Source organism: Amycolatopsis sp. FDAARGOS 1241, from assembly GCF_016889705.1.
Classification (GTDB): domain Bacteria; phylum Actinomycetota; class Actinomycetes; order Mycobacteriales; family Pseudonocardiaceae; genus Amycolatopsis.
In genome coordinates this window covers 5,020,907-5,039,248 of sequence record NZ_CP069526.1, presented here as the reverse complement: position 1 = coordinate 5,039,248, position 18,342 = coordinate 5,020,907, and the positions used below count along the sequence as shown (strand labels likewise).

Annotated in this window: 12 protein-coding genes and 2 pseudogenes; 12 read left to right on the top strand and 2 right to left on the bottom strand. The window is 67.6% G+C overall.

Annotated elements, in window-relative coordinates; genetic code table 11:
- Positions 1-210: 210 nt before the first annotated feature.
- Together I6J71_RS24745 and I6J71_RS24740 are read right to left on the bottom strand one after the other, a co-directional pair.
- A complete protein-coding gene (locus tag I6J71_RS24745) occupies positions 211-5,067 on the bottom strand; it encodes an AAA family ATPase (protein WP_204089040.1) in 4,857 nt (1,618 codons plus the stop codon).
- 736 nt (positions 5,068-5,803) lie between these two features.
- Entirely contained in the window at positions 5,804-5,977 is a 174-nt protein-coding gene (locus I6J71_RS24740) for a hypothetical protein (RefSeq protein WP_204097227.1), read from the bottom strand.
- 875 nt (positions 5,978-6,852) lie between these two features.
- On the opposite strand from I6J71_RS24740, the gene I6J71_RS24735 reads away from it, so the two are divergent.
- The 12 genes and pseudogenes from I6J71_RS24735 (at position 6,853) to I6J71_RS51045 (ending at position 18,109) form a co-directional block, all read left to right on the top strand.
- On the top strand, positions 6,853-7,884 hold the full coding sequence (locus I6J71_RS24735) for an alpha/beta fold hydrolase (RefSeq protein WP_204089039.1): 1,032 nt from the start codon (positions 6,853-6,855) through the stop codon (positions 7,882-7,884).
- A 222-nt stretch (positions 7,885-8,106) separates the two neighbouring features.
- Positions 8,107-8,940 carry an aldo/keto reductase gene (locus I6J71_RS24730; RefSeq protein WP_304503236.1) on the top strand — a complete coding sequence of 278 codons (834 nt, stop codon included), beginning with the start codon at positions 8,107-8,109 and terminating at the stop codon, positions 8,938-8,940.
- A gap of 865 nt (positions 8,941-9,805) precedes the next feature.
- On the top strand, positions 9,806-10,951 hold the full coding sequence (locus tag I6J71_RS24725) for an MFS transporter (protein ID WP_204089038.1): 1,146 nt from the start codon (positions 9,806-9,808) through the stop codon (positions 10,949-10,951).
- Positions 10,952-11,442: 491 nt separating this feature from the next.
- Positions 11,443-11,760: pseudogene (locus tag I6J71_RS24720) on the top strand (FAD-dependent oxidoreductase); the annotation flags it as partial.
- Between the two features lie 46 nt (positions 11,761-11,806).
- Positions 11,807-12,130 (top strand): thioredoxin, encoded by a 324-nt coding sequence (gene trxA, locus I6J71_RS24715; protein ID WP_204089037.1) that lies wholly within the window; start codon positions 11,807-11,809, stop codon positions 12,128-12,130.
- 1,095 nt (positions 12,131-13,225) lie between these two features.
- A complete protein-coding gene (locus I6J71_RS24710) occupies positions 13,226-13,843 on the top strand; it encodes a TetR family transcriptional regulator C-terminal domain-containing protein (protein ID WP_204089036.1) in 618 nt (205 codons plus the stop codon).
- A gap of 130 nt (positions 13,844-13,973) precedes the next feature.
- A complete protein-coding gene (locus I6J71_RS24705) occupies positions 13,974-14,978 on the top strand; it encodes an IclR family transcriptional regulator (RefSeq protein WP_204089035.1) in 1,005 nt (334 codons plus the stop codon).
- Positions 14,975-15,562: a hydantoinase B/oxoprolinase family protein gene (locus I6J71_RS24700; protein ID WP_204089034.1), complete on the top strand. Its 588-nt coding sequence runs from the start codon at positions 14,975-14,977 to the stop codon at positions 15,560-15,562. The genes I6J71_RS24705 and I6J71_RS24700 overlap by 4 nt, the downstream gene beginning before the upstream one ends.
- Positions 15,559-15,852: an acetone carboxylase subunit gamma gene (locus I6J71_RS24695; protein WP_204089033.1), complete on the top strand. Its 294-nt coding sequence runs from the start codon at positions 15,559-15,561 to the stop codon at positions 15,850-15,852. Before I6J71_RS24700 ends, I6J71_RS24695 begins: the two co-directional genes overlap by 4 nt.
- Complete coding sequence (locus I6J71_RS24690; protein ID WP_204089032.1) at positions 15,849-16,610, top strand: SDR family NAD(P)-dependent oxidoreductase; 762 nt, start codon at positions 15,849-15,851, stop codon at positions 16,608-16,610. Before I6J71_RS24695 ends, I6J71_RS24690 begins: the two co-directional genes overlap by 4 nt.
- Positions 16,611-16,638: 28 nt before the next feature.
- Positions 16,639-17,838: pseudogene (locus I6J71_RS24685) on the top strand (aldehyde dehydrogenase family protein); the annotation flags it as partial.
- Between the two features lie 85 nt (positions 17,839-17,923).
- Positions 17,924-18,109 carry an aldehyde dehydrogenase family protein gene (locus I6J71_RS51045; protein ID WP_370541966.1) on the top strand — a complete coding sequence of 62 codons (186 nt, stop codon included), beginning with the start codon at positions 17,924-17,926 and terminating at the stop codon, positions 18,107-18,109.
- Positions 18,110-18,342: the final 233 nt, after the last annotated feature.

Below are 18,342 nucleotides of genomic sequence, written 5' to 3'. Positions count from 1 at the left end.
CGATCGGCACCATCGCGCCCGACGCGCAACACTGGCCACCAGCCGCCGCTGCGAGTCCGTGGCCGCCCTCAGTTGCAGCCGCCCCCACACCCATGGAATGCCGATCTCGAGTGTGATCAAATAGATCTGCAGCTCACACGGTTGCCCGGGCGGCGTCGCCGCGCTGAGGAACAGCGGCAACGCGGTCTGCTGCGGCGACCGCTCGACCTGTTAGCAAGGGTCGCGGTTCAGCGGGAGTTCGGCTTGCACGGTGGTGCCTGCGCCGGGGGAGGTCTGCACGGAGAGGCGGCCGCCGAGCGCCTCGGCCCGGTCCTTCAGCCCGACCAGGCCGGATCCGCCGGCGAGGTCGGCGCCGCCGCGGCCGTCGTCGCGGACGCGGACTCGCAGGATCGCGTCGTCGGCTTCGACGTCGACGGTGACGACCGATGCCTGGGCGTGTTTGGCTGAATTGGTCAGTGCTTCGGCCACGATGTAGTAGGCGGTGATCTCAGTCTGCTCAGGGAGCCGCTGGCCGGCCTGCACGGTGAGCTCGACCGGGACGGTGCAGCGGCGGGCCAGTGATTTGAGTGCGGGGTGTATTCCGCCGTCGGTGAGGATCGCGGGGTGGATGCCGTGGGAGAGTTCGCGCAGCTCGTCGAGTGCGCTGTTCGCCTCGGCGGTGAGGTCGTCCAGCTGCGCGGCCAGGTTGCCGGCCTCGGGCGGCGCCACTGCCTTGGCCTCTTGGGCCCGGAGGGCCAGGAAGACCAATCGCTGCTGGGCGCCGTCATGCAGGTCCCGCTCGATGCGTCGGCGGGTTTGGTCGGCGGTGGCGACGATCCGTGCGCGCGAGGAGGTCAGCTCGGAGTAGAGCTGGGCGTTGTCCAGGGAGACGGCCAGCTGGCCGGCGATGAGCTTCACGGCATCCAGCCGGGCGGCGGTGAACGCGGACCGGATGAGCCGGTTCTCCAGCAGCAACACCGCCCGCAGGTTGCCGCGGCTGACGACTGGGAGAGCGAGCAGCGAGCAGCAGCCGACGTCGGCGAAGTAGGGGTCGCGGGCGAAGCGATCGTCACGGGTGGCGTCGTCCACGACCAGCGGTTCGACGGTGCGCCGGACGTAGCGCAGCACCGACATGGGAACCGGCTGTTCGTGCCCGGTGCCGGTGATCGGAGCGGTGCCGGAGTCGCGCCCTGGAGTCGGTAGCCGCCATTCCTGGTGGATCTCGCTCCGCAGCAGCAAGTTTACGGCGGTGGCGCCGGTCATCGCGCTGAGCACCTCGACCACACGGGCGTGCAGGCGTTCGATGGTGGTCTCGGAGCTCAGCGCCTGCGACGCGGACAGAATGCCGAGAAGGTCGAGTGTTCCCGTCGTGACCGTGGCCGGCTGGCTCAGAAGATCAGCGGGCCCCTCTGTCGCGTCGGCAGGCGGCCGCAGGGTGGGGTAGGCCCAGTCCAGCTGGGCGACCTTGGCGGTCGCCCCCCACGCGGCGTACTGCAGCCGGGCCTGGGCGAGCAGCCCGTAGCCGGCATGTTCGTCGCCGTGGTGGAGGTGGAAGCGGGCCGCGCGTTCGGCGATGAGGGCCCGGTGCCAGGGGCGCTGACGCCGTGCGGCTTCGAGGCAGGCGGCGTCGAAGGCCCCGACGGCGGCGCGGAAGTCGGCCTGCGCCCAGGCCCGCTCGGCCTCGAGCAGCCGCAGCAGGTGAAGAAAGTTGTCCGGTGCGTCCGCGGCGCGGGCGGCCAGCCACCGCGTCACCTCGTCCAATTCGGACAGCAGTCCATCGCGCTCGGTACCGTCGACGGCGCGCACCCGTGCGGCGAGGGCAAGCCCGCGCAGGAGACGGGCCACGGCGATCGGATAGATGCCGTGGGCGGACGGCAGCAGCGGCATCGCCGCCGCGGTGTGCCGCTCCAGATCGGCCTGGTCGCCCAGGATGGCGGCGGCGATCGTGCCGTTGAGGTGTGCGTGGAGAAGCGCCTGGGGAGGGTCGGCGTACCGGTCGGGGATCAACGAACCGGCCGCGCCGGACACCTCGCCGCGCAGCACACGTGCCAGCCGTTGGTAGCTGTCGAGCCACTGGACGGCCTGTTCGTTGCCGGTTCGATGCGCAAAGGCCAGCCCCGCCTCCACGTCCTCGGCGTAGGCGTCGAGTGTCGGCGCGCAGTCCAGCAGGTAGTACCCGGTCGGGCCGTAGGTTTGGCCGGCGAGCGTCAGATCGCCCCCGGCGATCAAACCATCGCGAGCCTGCTGAGCTGCTTGGACACCATTCTCGATCGGCTCGAACCAGCAGGCCACGAGAGCGAACCGGTGGCGCACCTGCGAGGTGTCGGGCTCGCGGCCGCTGGCCTCGGCGAGTGTGAGGACTCGCCGCACTGCCCGGTACCCGGTGGCGTTGTCGGAGCGCAGCACCGCCGCGGCGAAGGCGCCGGTGCCGGCCGGGCCGAGCAGGATCGTGGCGGGGCCGTGCTCAAGCCAGATCCGCACCGCCTCGAGGCTCAGCCAGCCGTACGACGCGAGGTCAGCAGCGTGGTAGGCCGCTGGTAGCAGCGCCGTGATCACGCGGGCCGCGGCGAGGAGTGCTGGGTCGGTGAGCTCCGATCGGGACAGGTCGTCGGCGGCCTCGGTGTGCTCCAGCCACCGGTGCAGATAGGTGAACTGCCGGTCCAGTTCGGCCGGGAGCTTGTCCGCTGCCGGCACGGTGACCCCGAGTTCGCGCAGCGAGTCCAGCCCGAGGCTGATCGCCTCCGCGTATCGGTTGCGGTGGGCGAGGCTGCGAAGCTGGACCGCTCTCGCGTCCGCGCGGTCCAACGCGGTGGTGCACAGCCGCTCGATCGTGCGGTACTCCTCGTCTGCCTCCTCCAGCCGCCCGAGGCTGAAGAGGGCGGTGTGGCGGGCGGTGTGTAACTCGACCAGCGTGGTGATCTCGCCCGGATCGATCAGCCGTAGTGCGGCGGCAAGCAGCGCGTTCGCCAGCGCGTGGTCGCCGGTCAGCAATGTTTGGTCGGTGGCGCGCCGCAGCAGTCCCACCACGCGCTGTCGCTCGGCCGCGTCAGTGACGGCGTCGATTACCGGCAGGTACTGCTCGGCGGCCACCGCGAACAGCTCCGGCACTCCGGACAGGCGCCGTGCCATGGCCAGTTGCACGGTGCGTCGCTGCCGCGGCGCCAGCCCGTCCAGGATGACCTCACGGATGCGGTCGTGGCGAAACCGCACGCGCTCAGGCGACCCGGGCTCGACCACGAGGAGGCCGTCGTCGAGGGCGTGGGTCAGTCGCTGCTCCACCAGACCTGCCGATGCGGCGGTGGCGGTCTGCAGCAGGCTTGTCTCGGCACGCCCGCCCAAACACGCCATAGCCTCGACCAGCGCGCGGGACGGCGCCGGCATCGCGCCGACGCGGGCCGACAAGAGGCGGGCGACGTCGGACTGACCCAGGTGATCCCGCGCGACCGTGTTGTTCCACTGCCACCCGGTGGCTGTCGCGGTCAGCATCCCGTCGTGGCGTAGCGCGTTGAGCAACTCGACCGTCTCGTACGGATTGCCGGACGTGCGTTCGTTGATCACGTCGACCAGGCCGGCCGCCGCCGGCCGCTCCGCGTGCAGCATCTCCGCCACCATGGTGACCAGACTCGGGACCGTCAAGTTGTCCAGCCCCACCCGGCGCACGCCGGCCTGCTCGCGCCATCGGGACAGCAGCCCGGTCAGCGGATGGGCCGCATCCACTTCTCCGTTGCGGTAGGCGCCCACCAGTAACAGGCCCTCGACCGGATCCTCGGACAGCAGGAGATCGACGAAGCCGAGTGGCGTGCGCCCACCCCACTGGAGATCGTCGAGGAACACCACCACCGGCCGTTTCCGCGAGGCCACTGCCCGCAGCACCTGCACACCGGTTTGCTGCGTCCGCGCCTGCGCGGTCAGCGGATCCCCCGCGTCCGGTGGCGCACCCAGCAGCGCGGCGAACTCCGGCACCACAGCGGTCAACAGGCCTGCGTTCGGCCCGACCGTCTCGACGATCCGTTCGCGGACCTCGGCCAACTGGTCCTCCGGCTCGGCCAGCAACAACCGGCCCAGCGCGCGGAACGCCTGGACAGCCGCGCTGAACTCCAGATCCTGCCGGTACTGGTCGAACTTGCCGGCCACGAACCAGCCGTCCCGGCTCGTCACCGCCGGCCGCAGCTGGTCCACCAGCACCGTCTTTCCCACCCCGGGCGCGCCACTGACCAGCACCCCCCGGCACCGGCCCGTCAGCGCCTCCTCGAACGCCGCCTCCAGCGCCGCCACCTCGGCCTCACGGCCCACCAGGTGCGAAGGCGGCAGCAGTCGCGGCGGAAAATCGTGCTCGCCGACGTGGACCCGGGCCGGCACCCGACCTGCCTGGGCGTCACGCACCTGTGCCAGGTCGTGGGCGAGACCCTCCGCGGTCTGGTAGCGGTGGTCGGGTTCCTTCTCCAGCAGGTGCATGACGATCTCGGACAGCGCTCCCGGCACGGCCGGGTTCACCTCGGCAGGCGCCACCGGCACCCGGGCCAGGTGATCATGAGTGAGGCGCAGCGGGTCGCCGGAGCCGAACGGGGGCGCGCCCGTCCCCAGCTCGTACAGCGTCGCGCCCAAGGAGTACAGGTCAGCCCGCTGATCCACCGACCGGCCGGTGCGCCCGGTCTGCTCCGGGGCGAGATAGGCCAGCGACCCGACGATCTCGCTGTGATGGGTGAACTCGGGACGGATCTCGGCCAACGACATCGCCAACGCAAAGTCCACCAGGCAAGGAACACCGTCGCGGGACACCACGATGTTGGCCGGAGTGATGTCCCGATGCAGTACTCCGCGGCGGTGCATACCCGCCACCGCCTCAGCCAGCTTGATGCCCAGCCGGATGAGTTCGTCCACGGCCAGCGGTTTGGCCGACTCGGCCAGGGTGGCCCCACCGGCGTCGGCAACCATGATCGAACCCGGCTCGCCTGGCGCGTCCACCAGCTGCGCGACTCCGTCGGCACCGCGCAGCCGCTCCAGGATCGTCACCTCGTGCCGCAACCGCTGCTGCCGGTCGGGTCCGAGCGGCTCCTTGCGCACGACGGTGCCCCCTGGCAGGTACACCCGCGTCACCCGCGTGCGCGCGCTCTCATGCAGAACTTCGGCCCCGACTGGCGGGCCTTGGCCCAACCCCATCCGACACCTCCACTTACGGTCGGATTCCCCTGTTGCCTACGCTTGTCAACCTGCTCGCGCAAGTTCGTGAACGGTTCCGCCCAGGCGGGCGATGCGGTGCGTCGCCGGTGGGCGGCCTGTACGCACGGTCTGATCGCGGATCACCGCAAGTGCCTGGCGTTCTCGGTGCCGGTAGGAGCCACGGCCTCCCGCCGAACACCTGATCCGACAGCCGCTGCCGGATGTCCAGGGCCGGACGTTCACCTCGGCGATCGTCGACTTCCCGCCCGGCGCGGTCGTGGCGCCGCACCGGCACCGTCAGGCGTTCCTCTGCGCATACGTGCTCGGTCTAAAAAAGCGACTTTTACGATGTGGCGTAGGTCAGTGATGTGCCGTGATCTCGGCGCGCGTACGGGCCGTCGCTCCGCCGAGGGTGTCGACGTCGTGCTGGAGAGCCCCTGTCGCGGCTCATCGCCGAGGTCACCGTCTCCACCGCACACCGCCAAGCGCGGTGAGTGGTCGGCGGCGCGCTTCGGCGACGACTTCCCCGAACCGGCGGGCGCCGGGTCTTCGGTGACTCGGATAATCGTCTCGCCGGGAGGTGCGCACGCCCGAGGCGAACGCGGCGCGTGTCTCATCAAGTGACTACAGTGCCGATGATCGGTCGAAGGCGTCCGCTGCGCACTCACTTGGCGAGGACCTCGTCGCCGATCACGTCGACCTCACCGACGCGTTCGAGCCGTTCGGAACGCAGCTCGAGAAACGTGTCGGCGCCGAGCTTCAGCGCCCGATCCCGGTCCGCGTTGCGGCCCGTGCCTATCACGTGTGCGCCGGCTTGTCGGGCCAGCTGCACGGCGATCGACCCGACACCGCCGGCGGGCCTGGCGGCGGTAGGTCTCCGGGTCGCGAATCACGCAGCCTTGAGCAGGACATCGAAAGGCTCGGCAGGCAGCTCGGTCATGTGCCCGGCCTGGTCGACGAGTCGCGCAGGCTCGGTGTGTGCGAGCGGCTACCGCAAGGCCTGCGGGTGTGTCAGAGCTTCCCGCTGCATACCGTTGGCGCGGTCAGGTGGAACCAATCTCTAGATCGCGAATGTCGCATATGCCGCGTCCGCCATTGGGTGTTTCGCGCGGGTTGTGACAACTCACCGCTCTGGACGGCCGTTGCCCAGGCTGGCAGATGATTGTCATTCAGTTAGCTCGCGGCTTACCCATTCGGCCTCGGCAGGACGCGAGGTCGTAGTCGTGGGGCGCAACTCCACAGTGGCGGCGTGGCGGCGTGGCGGACGGCTTGGTCATGATGGGCTCGCGCAGATGATCGTCCGCTTGTCTCCAGCGGGGCGCGGTACGCCGGCACCGGGCCCGAACGTCACGTACGACTGTCGGGGCCCCGGGGTGACGGTCTGGGCCACGCGCGGTGGCCGAGGCGGGCCGGTTCGGCCACCCAGAGGTTTGGAGGGTAAGAAGTTGCGCGCGCCAGGCGCTCACTCTCTGAAGCGATCCACCGGGTCAGAACTCGATCGGGTTGAAGTCTCGTAGCTCGATCGGGTTGAAGTGGGGTATCGGCTGGCGACCGGCTCCAGCCTTCAGGTGAACCAACGGGAGAGGGGAGCATGCTCCGACTGCAGGTCCTCCATCCGGCCGATCCCTTGCGCGACAGTGCATGGCCGGCTGGGTCGCTTCACTGTCCTGTGCGTCTGGTGACGCGTAACGAGTACCGACTCCAAGCAGGAGAATGATGGGCATCAAAATAGGAAAGGTCAACAGACCTTTCGCGTTCATTGCGGCTTTGGCAGCCATCCTCCTCGTGATTTCCGCTACTTCGAGCTCCGCAGCACGAGGTGGCAACGACGAGCATGCCACCGTGGCGGCACAGTCACTATCGCCTTACCCGCAATCTCAACCGCCTGCTGGTTTTCAGTCCAAGTATGAGGAAGTGAACGGCTTCCGCATGCACTACGTGGTGGGTGGCAAAGGTTCGCCTTTGGTAATGATCCACGGGTTCCCCGAGGATTGGTCCGAGTGGCGGCAGCAGATGGTTCCGCTCGCCAAGAACCACACCGTGATCGCCGTCGACATGCGTGGTGCCGGGGAGTCCGGGATCACCAAGAGTGGTTACGATGCAGCGCAGTTGGCGAGGGACGTGCATCAGCTGCTGACGCAGCTCAAGCTCAACAACGGCGTCCAGGTCATCGCCCACGATCTCGGTGAGGTGGTCGCCTACGCCTACGGGGCGCAATTCCGGTCGGAAGTGCGGAGCATGGCCGTGATGGAAGCCCCCATTCCGGATGAGAGCTTTTACCACTTCCCCGTGCTCAACGCCGACCCAGCCCAGCCCACGGCGTGGCACTTCGGCTTTTTCCAGTTGCCCCTCGCGGAAAAGCTGATCGCCGGTCACGAGCGCGACCTCGTCCACGACTTGATGCTGGAGTACGTGGCGGGCGACAAGTCGCCGTTCACGGAGTCGGACTTCAACTACTACGCCCACTTCCTGAAGCAGCCCGGCCGCCTGACGGCCAATTTGAGTATCTACCGTGGATTCCGCACAGATGTTCAGCAGAACAAGGAATTCCTGGCTCAGGGCAAGCTGAAGATGCCCATCCTCGCGATCGGTGGTGAGCGTTCCTTCGGTTCACTCATCGCCGACCAGTGGAGCGCGTACGCTTCGAACGTCGAGGGACATGTCCTGAAGGGTTCGGGCCACTTCGTGACGCAGGAGAGGCCGGAGGAAGTGACGGCCTTGCTGCAGTCCTTCCTCCAGAAGTAACTTTCGCCGCCAAGGAGAACCACGGCGATCCCGGCGGCTTGGGAGAATCGTCCACGTGGGCAGGCTCGTGCTGGTGGCGACTGCAGCGCCACCAGCACGAACCACCGGGTCGCGCCCGCCGCGCTCGGTAGGTACGTGGTACGAAATGGCTCGACGAACGAATACGCAGCATCGTGCATGATCGCTGCGTGAGTTTTTCGTTCGTACAGAAGGGTTTGTGAGTTGACCAGCGTTCCCGTACTGAAGTTGAACAACGGTGTCGAGATGCCGCAACTCGGCTTCGGCGTGTTCCAGGTGCCGCCGGCCGAGACCAAGGCGGCCGTGAAGACCGCGCTGGACGCCGGCTACCGCAGCATCGACACCGCGACCGCCTACGGCAACGAAGCCGCGGTCGGCGAGGCCCTCGCCGACTCCGGTATCGCCCGCGACGAGCTGTTCATCACGACCAAGCTGTGGAACAGTGATCAGGGCTACGACCAGGCCCTGCGCGCCTTCGACGCGAGCGTCGCCGCCCTCGGGCTCGAGCAGCTCGACCTCTACCTCATCCACTGGCCACTGCCCGCACGCGACAAGTACGTCGCGTCGTGGAAGGCGCTGGAGAAGCTGTACGCCGACGGCCGCGTCCGCGCCATCGGCGTGTCCAACTTCCAGCCGGCCCACCTGCGCCGCGTGTTCGACGAGGGCACCGTGGTCCCGGCCGTGAACCAGATCGAGCTGCACCCCTACCTCGTCCAGTCCGAGGTCCGTGCCTTCGACGCCGAGCACGGCATCGCCACCGAGGCCTGGAGCCCCCTCGCCAAGGGCGGCGACCTGCTCGGCGAGTCGATCGTCGCCGACGTGGCCACAAAGCACGGGCGCACGCCCGCCCAGGTGGTGCTGCGCTGGCACCTGCAGCTGGGCAACGTCGTGATCCCGAAATCCGTCACCCCCTCGCGCGTCGCGGAAAACCTCGACGTCTTCGGCTTCACCCTCACCGACGACGACATGGCCGCGCTGTCGGCCCTCGACCGCGGCCTCCGCACGGGCCCGGACCCGGACACGTTCGACCTGGTGTGAGCCCCGTCGACTGCGGTCTGTGAACCGGGCGGGCTTCCCCTGGGGGAGGGGGAGTCGCTCGGTTCCTTCTGCTGCTTGAGGGCCACGCCATCGCAAGCGAGGAAGCTCGTAACGTCGGCAGCGGGAAAGCGGCAGTGGGCTAGCTGCGTGGGTCCCTGCCCTCCTGACGCGTCCGAGCCGCTGCCTCCACAGGAGGCCATCACGGAAATTGTCCCTCCACGGAGCGAACGTGCCCGCGAGGTCCTCGTGAACGTCAAGTCCGTCTTGATGATCTCGCTCGCGAAGGAGCCGAGGCTGTTCAACGCCCGCGACGGAAACTCTCCCTCGATGTGGTAAGACCCGGCTGGGGTTCGACGCTGACCGCCTGTGCAGCAACGTCGACAACGAACGGCATTGACATGTCTGGACCAGGGCGGTCTCGGCGATCCCACAGTCCTGGGGCCACGAACGCCGCCGAGGCACACTCCCCGGCACTCCGCAAGCCCGGCAACGTTACCCGCAGTCCGGCATCGAGCCAGGACGACGGCTTCCGCGCAAGTCACGTCCGGGCGCGGAAGGCGGCCACGGGGCCGCCAGCCGCGTTTTCCATGCCGTGCTGCGATCCGGCATCGCGGAGCGGGTGCGACCCCGAGTTGTCTTGGCGCTTTGGGATTGCCGACGGAGCGTCGGGCTGCGCTGAGCTGGTGAGGAGTACGTCACGAGGAGGGAAAGCATCATGACCGAAACCGAGGGGGAGACGCCGACGCGTCGCGCAACACAGGTGCGCGTGGTCTCGACATCGTCGTGCGCTGCGGGCGTCCCGGTCCATTCTGGGTCCGCTCGCGCTGCCGTCGCTGCGGTAGAGCCAGGGAGCAGACGAGGCTGGGTGGCAGTCGGTGCCATCGCACTCGGCGCGTTCATCGTCGTGATGACGGAGACGATGCCGGTGGGACTGCTGCCGCGGATCGCCGATGGCTTGCATGTTTCGCTGGGCCTTGCGGGGTTGATGGTGCTCGTGCCGGGGTTCAGCGCCGCGGTGTCGGCGCCGCTGTTCTTCCTCGGCTCCGGCCGATTCAACCGGCGCTCGGTCATCCTCGTCCTGGGTGTGACTGTGCTGGTGTCGAACGCGGTCGTCGCAGTGGCGCCGAACTTCGCCTTGGTGCTGATCGCCCGGATGCTCTTCGGCGCCACCCTCGGCGCCTTCTGGACCGTGGTCTCACCGGTCGGGCCCAAGCTGGTGGGCCCGACCGGTGGCACTCGTGCCATCACTATCGTCGCGGCGGGTATTTCGGGTGGGACGGTGGTGGGGCTGCCCGCGGGACAGTTCCTGGGCAACCTCGTGGGCTGGCGTCTCACCTTCGCCGCCGCGGCGGCGGCGACACTGCTTGTCGTGGTCGCGCAGGCGGTCGTGCTGCCTAGTATTCCGCCGGACGGGCGTACGCGTCTGCGTGATCTCGTCGGAGTCGTTTCACGGCGGCCGGCACAGCTGGGGATGGCGGCGGGCGCGGTGGTGTTCATCGGACAGTTCACCGCGTGGACGTACATCACCCCGTTCCTGATGGAGCACACGCATCTGTCGAGCGGCGTGATTTCCTTGCTGTACGTCATCTACGGCTGCGGTGGCATCGTCGGCTCGCTCGTCGCCGGATCCCTGTTCAAGCGCAATGTGATCGGAACCTTCGCCGGGGCTGCGACGGTGGTGGCCGCCTTGGTCATCGGGCTCGCGAGTGTGGGGACTTTACCCTGGCTGGCCGGTCTGTTGTTCGTGCTGTGGGGTTTGTTCTGGGGGATCGTGAACCCGGGAACGCTGGTCTGGATACTCGATGCGGCGGCGGAAACCCCGGAAGCCGCGTCGGCGGTCAACGTGACCAACCTTCAGATAGCCCTGGCAGCCGGGTCTGGTCTCGGTGCGGTCCTGGTTACGTCGACGAGCTTACCGACGGTGTTCCTCACGGCCGGCTTCGTCATTCTGGCCTCCGCCGTCCTCGCAGCGGTGGCGATGCGGTTCGTGACGCTCGCTCGCAGGGAATGAAGGGGTGCCTCTGCTTCCGGAAAAGATTGCCGATGGCGAAACCCGCGCCGCTTGACGCCGGCACGAACGCACAACCCGTAACAGTCGTGTTCGCGCTGATGAGAGTCAGCTGGCATCATCGGTGGTGGTCTCGAGGTAGACAGGTGCGAGCCGGTCGCCGCGCGAGGAAGGCCGCATTGTTCAACCCCGTTCACGCGGCTCCGGCGGGCAGTCAGTGGGCGCCGGTCAATTTGTGACGGGCTTGGTGATCTGCCGCGCGGCGTGAATCAGGTGCGCGTCGTCCCCGAGCAGGCTTTGGGTGAGCGGTAACCAAGCTCGGCAGGCGCGGCGCTGACGCCACGTGGTGCAGGCTCGGCCTCGGCCGCGGTCGTCGACATCGTGCGCAGCGACGAGACACCGGATCGCACGTGTCAACGTCGGGATCTCGCTGTGGCAAGAGCGCAAGCCCTGCTCCTGCCGCCGGTCCATGGTGCGGCGCTGAACTTCGCACGGAGGAGAAGCAGCTGGACGTGACCGGGTTCTTCGTCGCGATCGGGCACGACCCGCGCAGCGAGCTGGTGCGGGGCCAGGTCGAGCTGGACGAGGACGGTTACGTGGTGACGCGGGGTCGTACGTCGTACACGAACGTGCCGGGGGTGTTCGCGGCCGGTGATCTGGTGGATCGCACCTATCGGCAGGCGATCACGGCGGCGGGTTCGGGGTGCAGCGCGGCCATCGACGCGGAACGATGGCTGGCCGAGCACGGCGACCCGGATGCCCACGAGGCGGCCGAGCTGGTCGGCGGCGGCTACGGCGCCGGCGCCCGTTGATCTTTCCGAGTCTTCCCGAGTTTCCGACCACCTGAAGGAGAAACCGATGGCCAACACCGTGAAGGTGACCGACAAGAGTTTCGTGGATGACGTGCTCACCAGTGAGAAGCCGGTTCTGGTCGATTTCTGGGCGACCTGGTGCGGGCCGTGCAAGATGGTCGCGCCGGTGCTCGAGGAGATCGCGGCCGAGAACGGCGAGAAGCTGACCGTCGCGAAGCTCGACATCGACGAGAACCCGAACACGGCGCGTGACTACCAGGTGATGTCGATCCCGACGCTGATCCTGTTCCAGGGCGGCAAGCCGGTGAAGCAGATCGTCGGTGCCAAGCCCAAGGCCGCGCTGCTGTCCGACCTGGCCGACGTGCTCTGACCGAGCACGCGCCGTCCGGCCGTGCGAGAACCCGGGCCTGCGGGAATCGCCCCGCCGACCCGGGTTCTCGCACGGCCGGCCGAAGTGTCCGTGGCGGTTCGGATGGTGGCGCAGTCACCCGTTGGCAACTGGGTGGAATCGCTCGGCCGCGGCTCGGCTCGAGGTACCTGGCTGTACTCCCTCGCCCGCCGGACTTGACGGGGACCATATGGTCCAGTAGAGCCCGTCGCCAAGGTGACACGAAAGAAGGGCTCGCGGTGGTTCGCCGCGACCGCTGGTGGCGGTTGTATATCCCGTACAGCTGGACAGTCTGTCGCACAATCTCATCGAAGCTGACGGCCTTGCAACGCTCATATGGACTTGCTTCGTTGGTCGAGTCACTACGAACCCAGTAGAGCAGTGACTTGGTGGTGCTGATCGCCGCGCGGACATCGTCGAAGCGCGGTGGCGGCCACCCCGTTGACCATCATCAACTCCAGTGCAGTGTGCAGAATCCGAGCCCGTTCGGCTCACCACTTCCCGTCAGCCGCACAGGCTTGGCTGTGCTCTCCGGGTTCCACCACCGCGACAGCGTCCGCTGTCGGCCGCGGCGGTCGATCCAAGTCGACGGCCACGCAACCTCATCCCAGCACCATCGCCGTAGTTCGCCCCCGGGAGGTCGGCGAGCCTCGTCAAGCCCGGGTCGGGTCCATCAGTGTCATCCCCGGTCGTGCCCGCAGCCTTGCCTCCCAGCAAAATCGCCTTCGTTCGGGCACCTCTTCCCTGTCTGGCCTGTCCGGGACTCACCTGCCGCGGACCACATCGTCCACCATGGTCAACCCGCAGATAAGTCTGCCAGCCGCGTCCACGAGTGCTATCGCGTCTGGCCATTGGCGGCCGCTCGCCATCACGGGGAGCGGGGATGGCAATGAGGTCGAGGTGCCGGCGCCAGGTGTCGCGAGCTCAGCGGGACCACTGCACGCCGGGGGGCTCGCGTCCGCAAAGGTCGAGTTCGTATCTGCAGCTTTGCCCTCAGCGGATAAGAAGTGGACCATTTGGGCCCTACTTGCTCAGGGGACATCCCCTGCCGGATCTCGTGCGGTTACTGTTGCCACCATGACGGCCGACTGGTATGACAGGCCCCGCTCGCGTCGCGACCCTTCGGAGCCGGGACCTCGAGCGCGCGTTGTGGCAGCGTCGACCGCACTGCTGCTGCGTGAAGGCGTCGGCTCGCTCACCACTGCGCGTATTCGTGCCGCCGCGCACGTGACGCTGGCTGACCTCGCGCAGCTGTTTCCCGACCCCGACGGCATCGTAGAGGCGATTGTCACGACTCAACTCGAGGTCGTGCTAGGGGCGCAGCGCCCCAGCCTGGACGCGGTCCATCGGCTGGCAGACCTGGAACGGTGGCAGGCGCGACTGCTCGATTCGCGCACGGCCGAACGCGGTTGCCCCCTCGGCTCGCTGGTCTACCACCTCGCTCGCCGGCACGACCGTGGCAGGCTTGCTCTCGCTGCAGCGTTTTCCCGGTGGCAGGGACTGCTGACCTCGGCGCTGTCCCGCATCCAGGCTGCCGGTGACCTCGATTCCGACGCGGTGCCCGAGGTTCTTGCTGTCGGCGTCATCGCTGCGCTGCAGGGAGGTTACTTGCTTGCGCACACCGCCCAGGACGCCGAGCAATTGCGCGCCGCGCTCGACATGGCCCTCGGCCAGGTCCGCTTACATGCGAAATAATGGACTATGCGGTCCTCTTCTAGTCGGTAGCTCGCCTGACCTGTTCGCGGGTATGAACTCAATCCGGTTTCGAACCGTTCGGCGGGGTGAAGTGCCAGCACGGCTCACCTGAATCCCGTAGAGTTCTGCTATGAAGAAGCCGACTCTGGAGAATGCGGTAGCCTCGTCGGGCCGGTCACGCTACCCGATCGAGTCGGTCGACAGGGCTCTTCGCCTCTTATTGCTACTGGGAGAGCGTAGCGAACTGCGAGTGACTGACGCGGCCGAGTACCTCGATGTGGCGTTGTCGACCGCACACCGACTGCTGGCGATGTTGCAGTACCGCGGGTTCATCCAGAAGGACGTGAGGACCAAGCTCTACCGGCCCGGCACTTCGCTGACGGCCGTGGCGTTCGCGATCCTGCACCGGTTCGATGTGCGAGAGATTCTCCGTCCGTTTTTGGAGAAGCTGAATACCGAGCTCTCTGAAACGGTTCACTTGGTGATCCTCGACGGCGGCACTGTGCGCTTCGTCGACGCCGTGGAGAGCACCCGACCGGTTAGGGTCGCGTCCCGGCTGGGCCTGGCGATGCCCGCCAGTTGCAGCTCGGCGGGGAAGGCAATGCTGGCCACAGCGCAAGTCGCCGAGCTGCACCGAATGTACTCCGGCATTGAGTCGGGCACGTTGGCGGTCGGGCAGGACAGAACCTGGTCTGACCTGGAACTTGAGATCGAGAACGTCCGCCGGCACGGTTATGCGATCAGCGGCGTCGAGGGGACCGACGGGGTCGCCTCCGTGGCCGCCGCACTGCCGACGAAGATCGTCAGCGAACCCGGCACCATCAACAACTGCACCTTCCCAGCGGGAATCGGCAAAGCATCGGTTGCATCCGCGTGGGCTACGACGAACGTCGTCACCGAATGTCTCGCCAGCCTACTCGACGCGCACCCGGAGCACCGTGAGCGGCTGATGAGCGTCTGCTGCGGCACCTGGGACTTCGCCCTGCTCGCAGGAGTCGACCAACGCGGCGGCGGCTTCGTCACCATGCTCTGCGATTCGATGGCCGGCGGTCTCGGTGCACGGACTCACGCCGATGGCGTCGACACCGGTGGCATGGCGTGCATCCCCATGGGCGCGTCGCCGACGTCGAGATGAACGAGTTCAGCTTTCCGATGCTCTACTTGTGGCGCCGCGAAGAAGCGGACTCAGGTGGCCCGGGTCGTTACCGCGGTGGGGTCGGCGCTTCGAGCTGCTTCATTCCGTATGACAGCCCACTCGGCGGTGTCCATCTCGTAGTCTCCGCGCCTGGCAAGGCCCTTCCCCTTGCGGGCGGTCTCTCCGGTGGGCTGCCGGCCGGAACCCAGCACGACGTGCTGCTGCGGTCCACCACCGTGCGCGCCGACTTGGCCGGCGGACACATCCCGTCGTCACTTGCCGAACTCGGCGGCACGCCCGATGTGCTGCCGACGCACCACGAGACCGAACTGGGGGAGGCGGACGTCTACTTCACCCACTGGCAAGGCGGCGGTGGATACGGAGATCCGCTGTTACGCGACCCATCGGCTGTCGCGGCCGACGTTCTCGCGCACAAAGTCTCCCCAAGGGGTGCCACCGATGTCTACGGCGTCGTCCTCGGGACAGACGGCACCGTCGACGACGAGGGCACCCGTACCCGCCGCAACGCACTCCGACGCATCCGCGCCGGACTGGACGACGACCGCACGGAGGCCACCGCGTGACCGTCTTCATCGACGACAATCTCGAACAGCAGCCCGACGGGCGCGTCGTTTGCCGGCATTGCGGGCACGTCCTCGGCGATGCGGCACAGCCACTGCGCGAAGCCCTGGTCCGGGAAACAACACCGGCCACCGCCGGACCGTCCGTCCGCGAGAACGCGAGCCGGTTCACCGACCGTCCTGTGATCTTCCGGCAAACCTTCTGCCCGACCTGCCTGACCCAGCTCCAGGCCGAGATCGTGCCCGGCGACGAACCGTCGTCACGGCACCGCTCGCTGGCGGTGCGCGCATGAACACACGACTGGCGGGCCGCACCATCGTCATCACCGGCGGAGGTCAGGGCCTTGGTCGGGCCTATGCCCAACGGGTCGCGGCCGATGGAGGAACCGTCGTCGTCGCCGACATCAACACCGAGCCCGGGGAACGAGTCGCTACGGAGATCACAGACGCCGGCGGCAAGGCCTGCTTCCACTACCTCGACGTCGCTGATCCGGCCTCGTGTTCGGCCTTCGCTCAGTTCGTCAACACCGAGTTCGGCAGCCTGCACGGGTTGGTCAACAACGCCGCCATCTTCTCCACGATCGTGATGCGCCCGTTCTGGGAAATCCCGCTCGAGGAGTGGGACCGCCTCATGGCCGTCAACCTCCGCGGACCGTTCCTGCTGACCGGCGCATTGCTGCCGGCCCTACGACAGGGCAGCGATTCGAGCATCGTCAACGTCGCCTCCGACGCGGTCTGGCTGGGCCGTGCGGGATACCTGCACTACACCGCAAGCAAGGCCGGCGTGACCGGAATGACGTATTCGATGTCGCGCGAACTGGGCGGCGACGGAATCCGCGTGAACGCGATCTCACCTGGTCCCACTTACACCGAGATACCTCGGGGCACCGTCTCCGCAGCTCAAAAGGAAGCGATGCACGCCGCACAAGCACTCCACCGGGATGCCGGACCTGAGGACATGGTCGGTGTGGTCGCGTTCCTGCTCTCGGACGACAGCCGTTTCATGACCGGACAGGTTCTGTCGGTCAGCGGCGGGCTGCTCCACCGATGACCTCTCCGACCAGTGAAGGACTCACCGCATGACCGCGCAAGACCAGCTCTCCGTGATCGTTGACCGGTCTTGGGAGATGCAACTTCACGGCCGTCCGATGCCGACCCGGAACCGGTGCCAGATCGAAGACCCCACGACCGGCCGTCGCCTGACCGACGCACCCGACTGCTCGGCCGATGAAGTCGACGAGATCATCCGCGCGGCAGCCGAAGCTCAGCGACCGTGGGCACAACTGCCCGTGCGGGCCCGGGCCGCGAAGGTTCGTGCCTTCGCCGAGGTTTTGCGTGCGCACGAGGAAGAGCTGGCGACGATCGACACGATCGATGCCGGCTTTCCACTGCCCGTCATGCGGGCCGACGTCGGCGCCGCGGCGACGATCGTGGACATCATGGCCGACCACGCTCTGCAACTTGGCGGATCGACATACCCGTTGTCGGGTAATCTGCACTACAGCGTGCAGGAGCCGTATGGGGTCGTCGCCCGGATCGTGCCGTTCAACCACCCGCTGTTCTTCGCTGCCTCCAAGGTTGCGGCGCCGCTGGTTGCAGGCAACGCGGTCGTGCTCAAGGCTCCTGACCAAACGCCTCTGTCAGCCTTGAGAATGGCGGAGCTGGCGGCCGAAGTCTTCGGTCCCGACCTGTGCGCGGTCATCAGCGGGCGGGGCGCGGTCAGCGGCACCGCACTCGTCGCGCACCCGCTCATTCGGCGCATCGGGTTCATCGGTGCACCCGACACAGGCCGGATGATTCAGCGCTCCGCGGCAGAATCCGGCGTCAAGTACGTCAGTCTCGAGCTCGGCGGTAAGAACGCACTGATCGTGCTGCCCGACGCCGATCTGGATCGAGCCGTCGAGAGCGCGGTGCTCGGCATGAACTACACGGCCACGGCCGGCCAGTCTTGTGGCTCGACGAGCCGGCTGCTGCTTCACGAATCAGTCGCCGATCAGGTTCTCGAGGCTGTCGTCGGACACGTTCGGTCGATCCGCGTCGGCCACCCGCTCGATGCGGGCACGCAGATGGGCCCCGTGATCTCCTGCAACCAGTACGACAAATCTCTGGAGGCCATCGCAGCGGCGACTTCTGCCGGCGGCAAGGCGTTCGCGGGAGGCGGTCGCCCCGACACCGTCGGACCGGATGGCTGGTACCTCTCCCCGACGGTGCTGGCGGGTGTCTCACCCGACAACCCGGCTGCGGTGAACGAGATCTTCGGTCCGGTTCTGACCGTGCTGACCTTCCGAGACGAAGCCGAAGCCGTGGCCATTGCCAACAGCAGCGAGTACGGACTGACCGACCGCGGGTGTCTTCACCAGCGACGTGACCCGCGCCCATCGGATCGCAGGGGAGCTGGAAGCCGGGTACGTGTGGATCAACGGGAGTTCCCGCCACTACTGGGGGCTCCCGTTCGGAGGCGTCAAGGCGTCCGGTGTCGGCCGTGAAGAGTCAGTGGACGAGTTGTTGTCCTACACCGAGACCAAAGCCGTCACCGTCGTGCTGGAGTGATTCGCGTCGGCCTGCCCGGCCTCGGCGGTAGCGACGGCCGCCGAGGCCGGACACCGTTGCCGGTTCCTGCAGGTGAGGTTCACGGGTCCGATGCCCGGTCGACGGGTCTTCCCCGCAGTAAGAACCTAGGCTGCCCGGGCGGCTCAGTACGTGGCGAGCGAAACACGCAGCGCAGGAGATCGCCGGCGACCACACCGCGGGACTTCCGGGCACCGACCTCGAGCGTCGTTCCG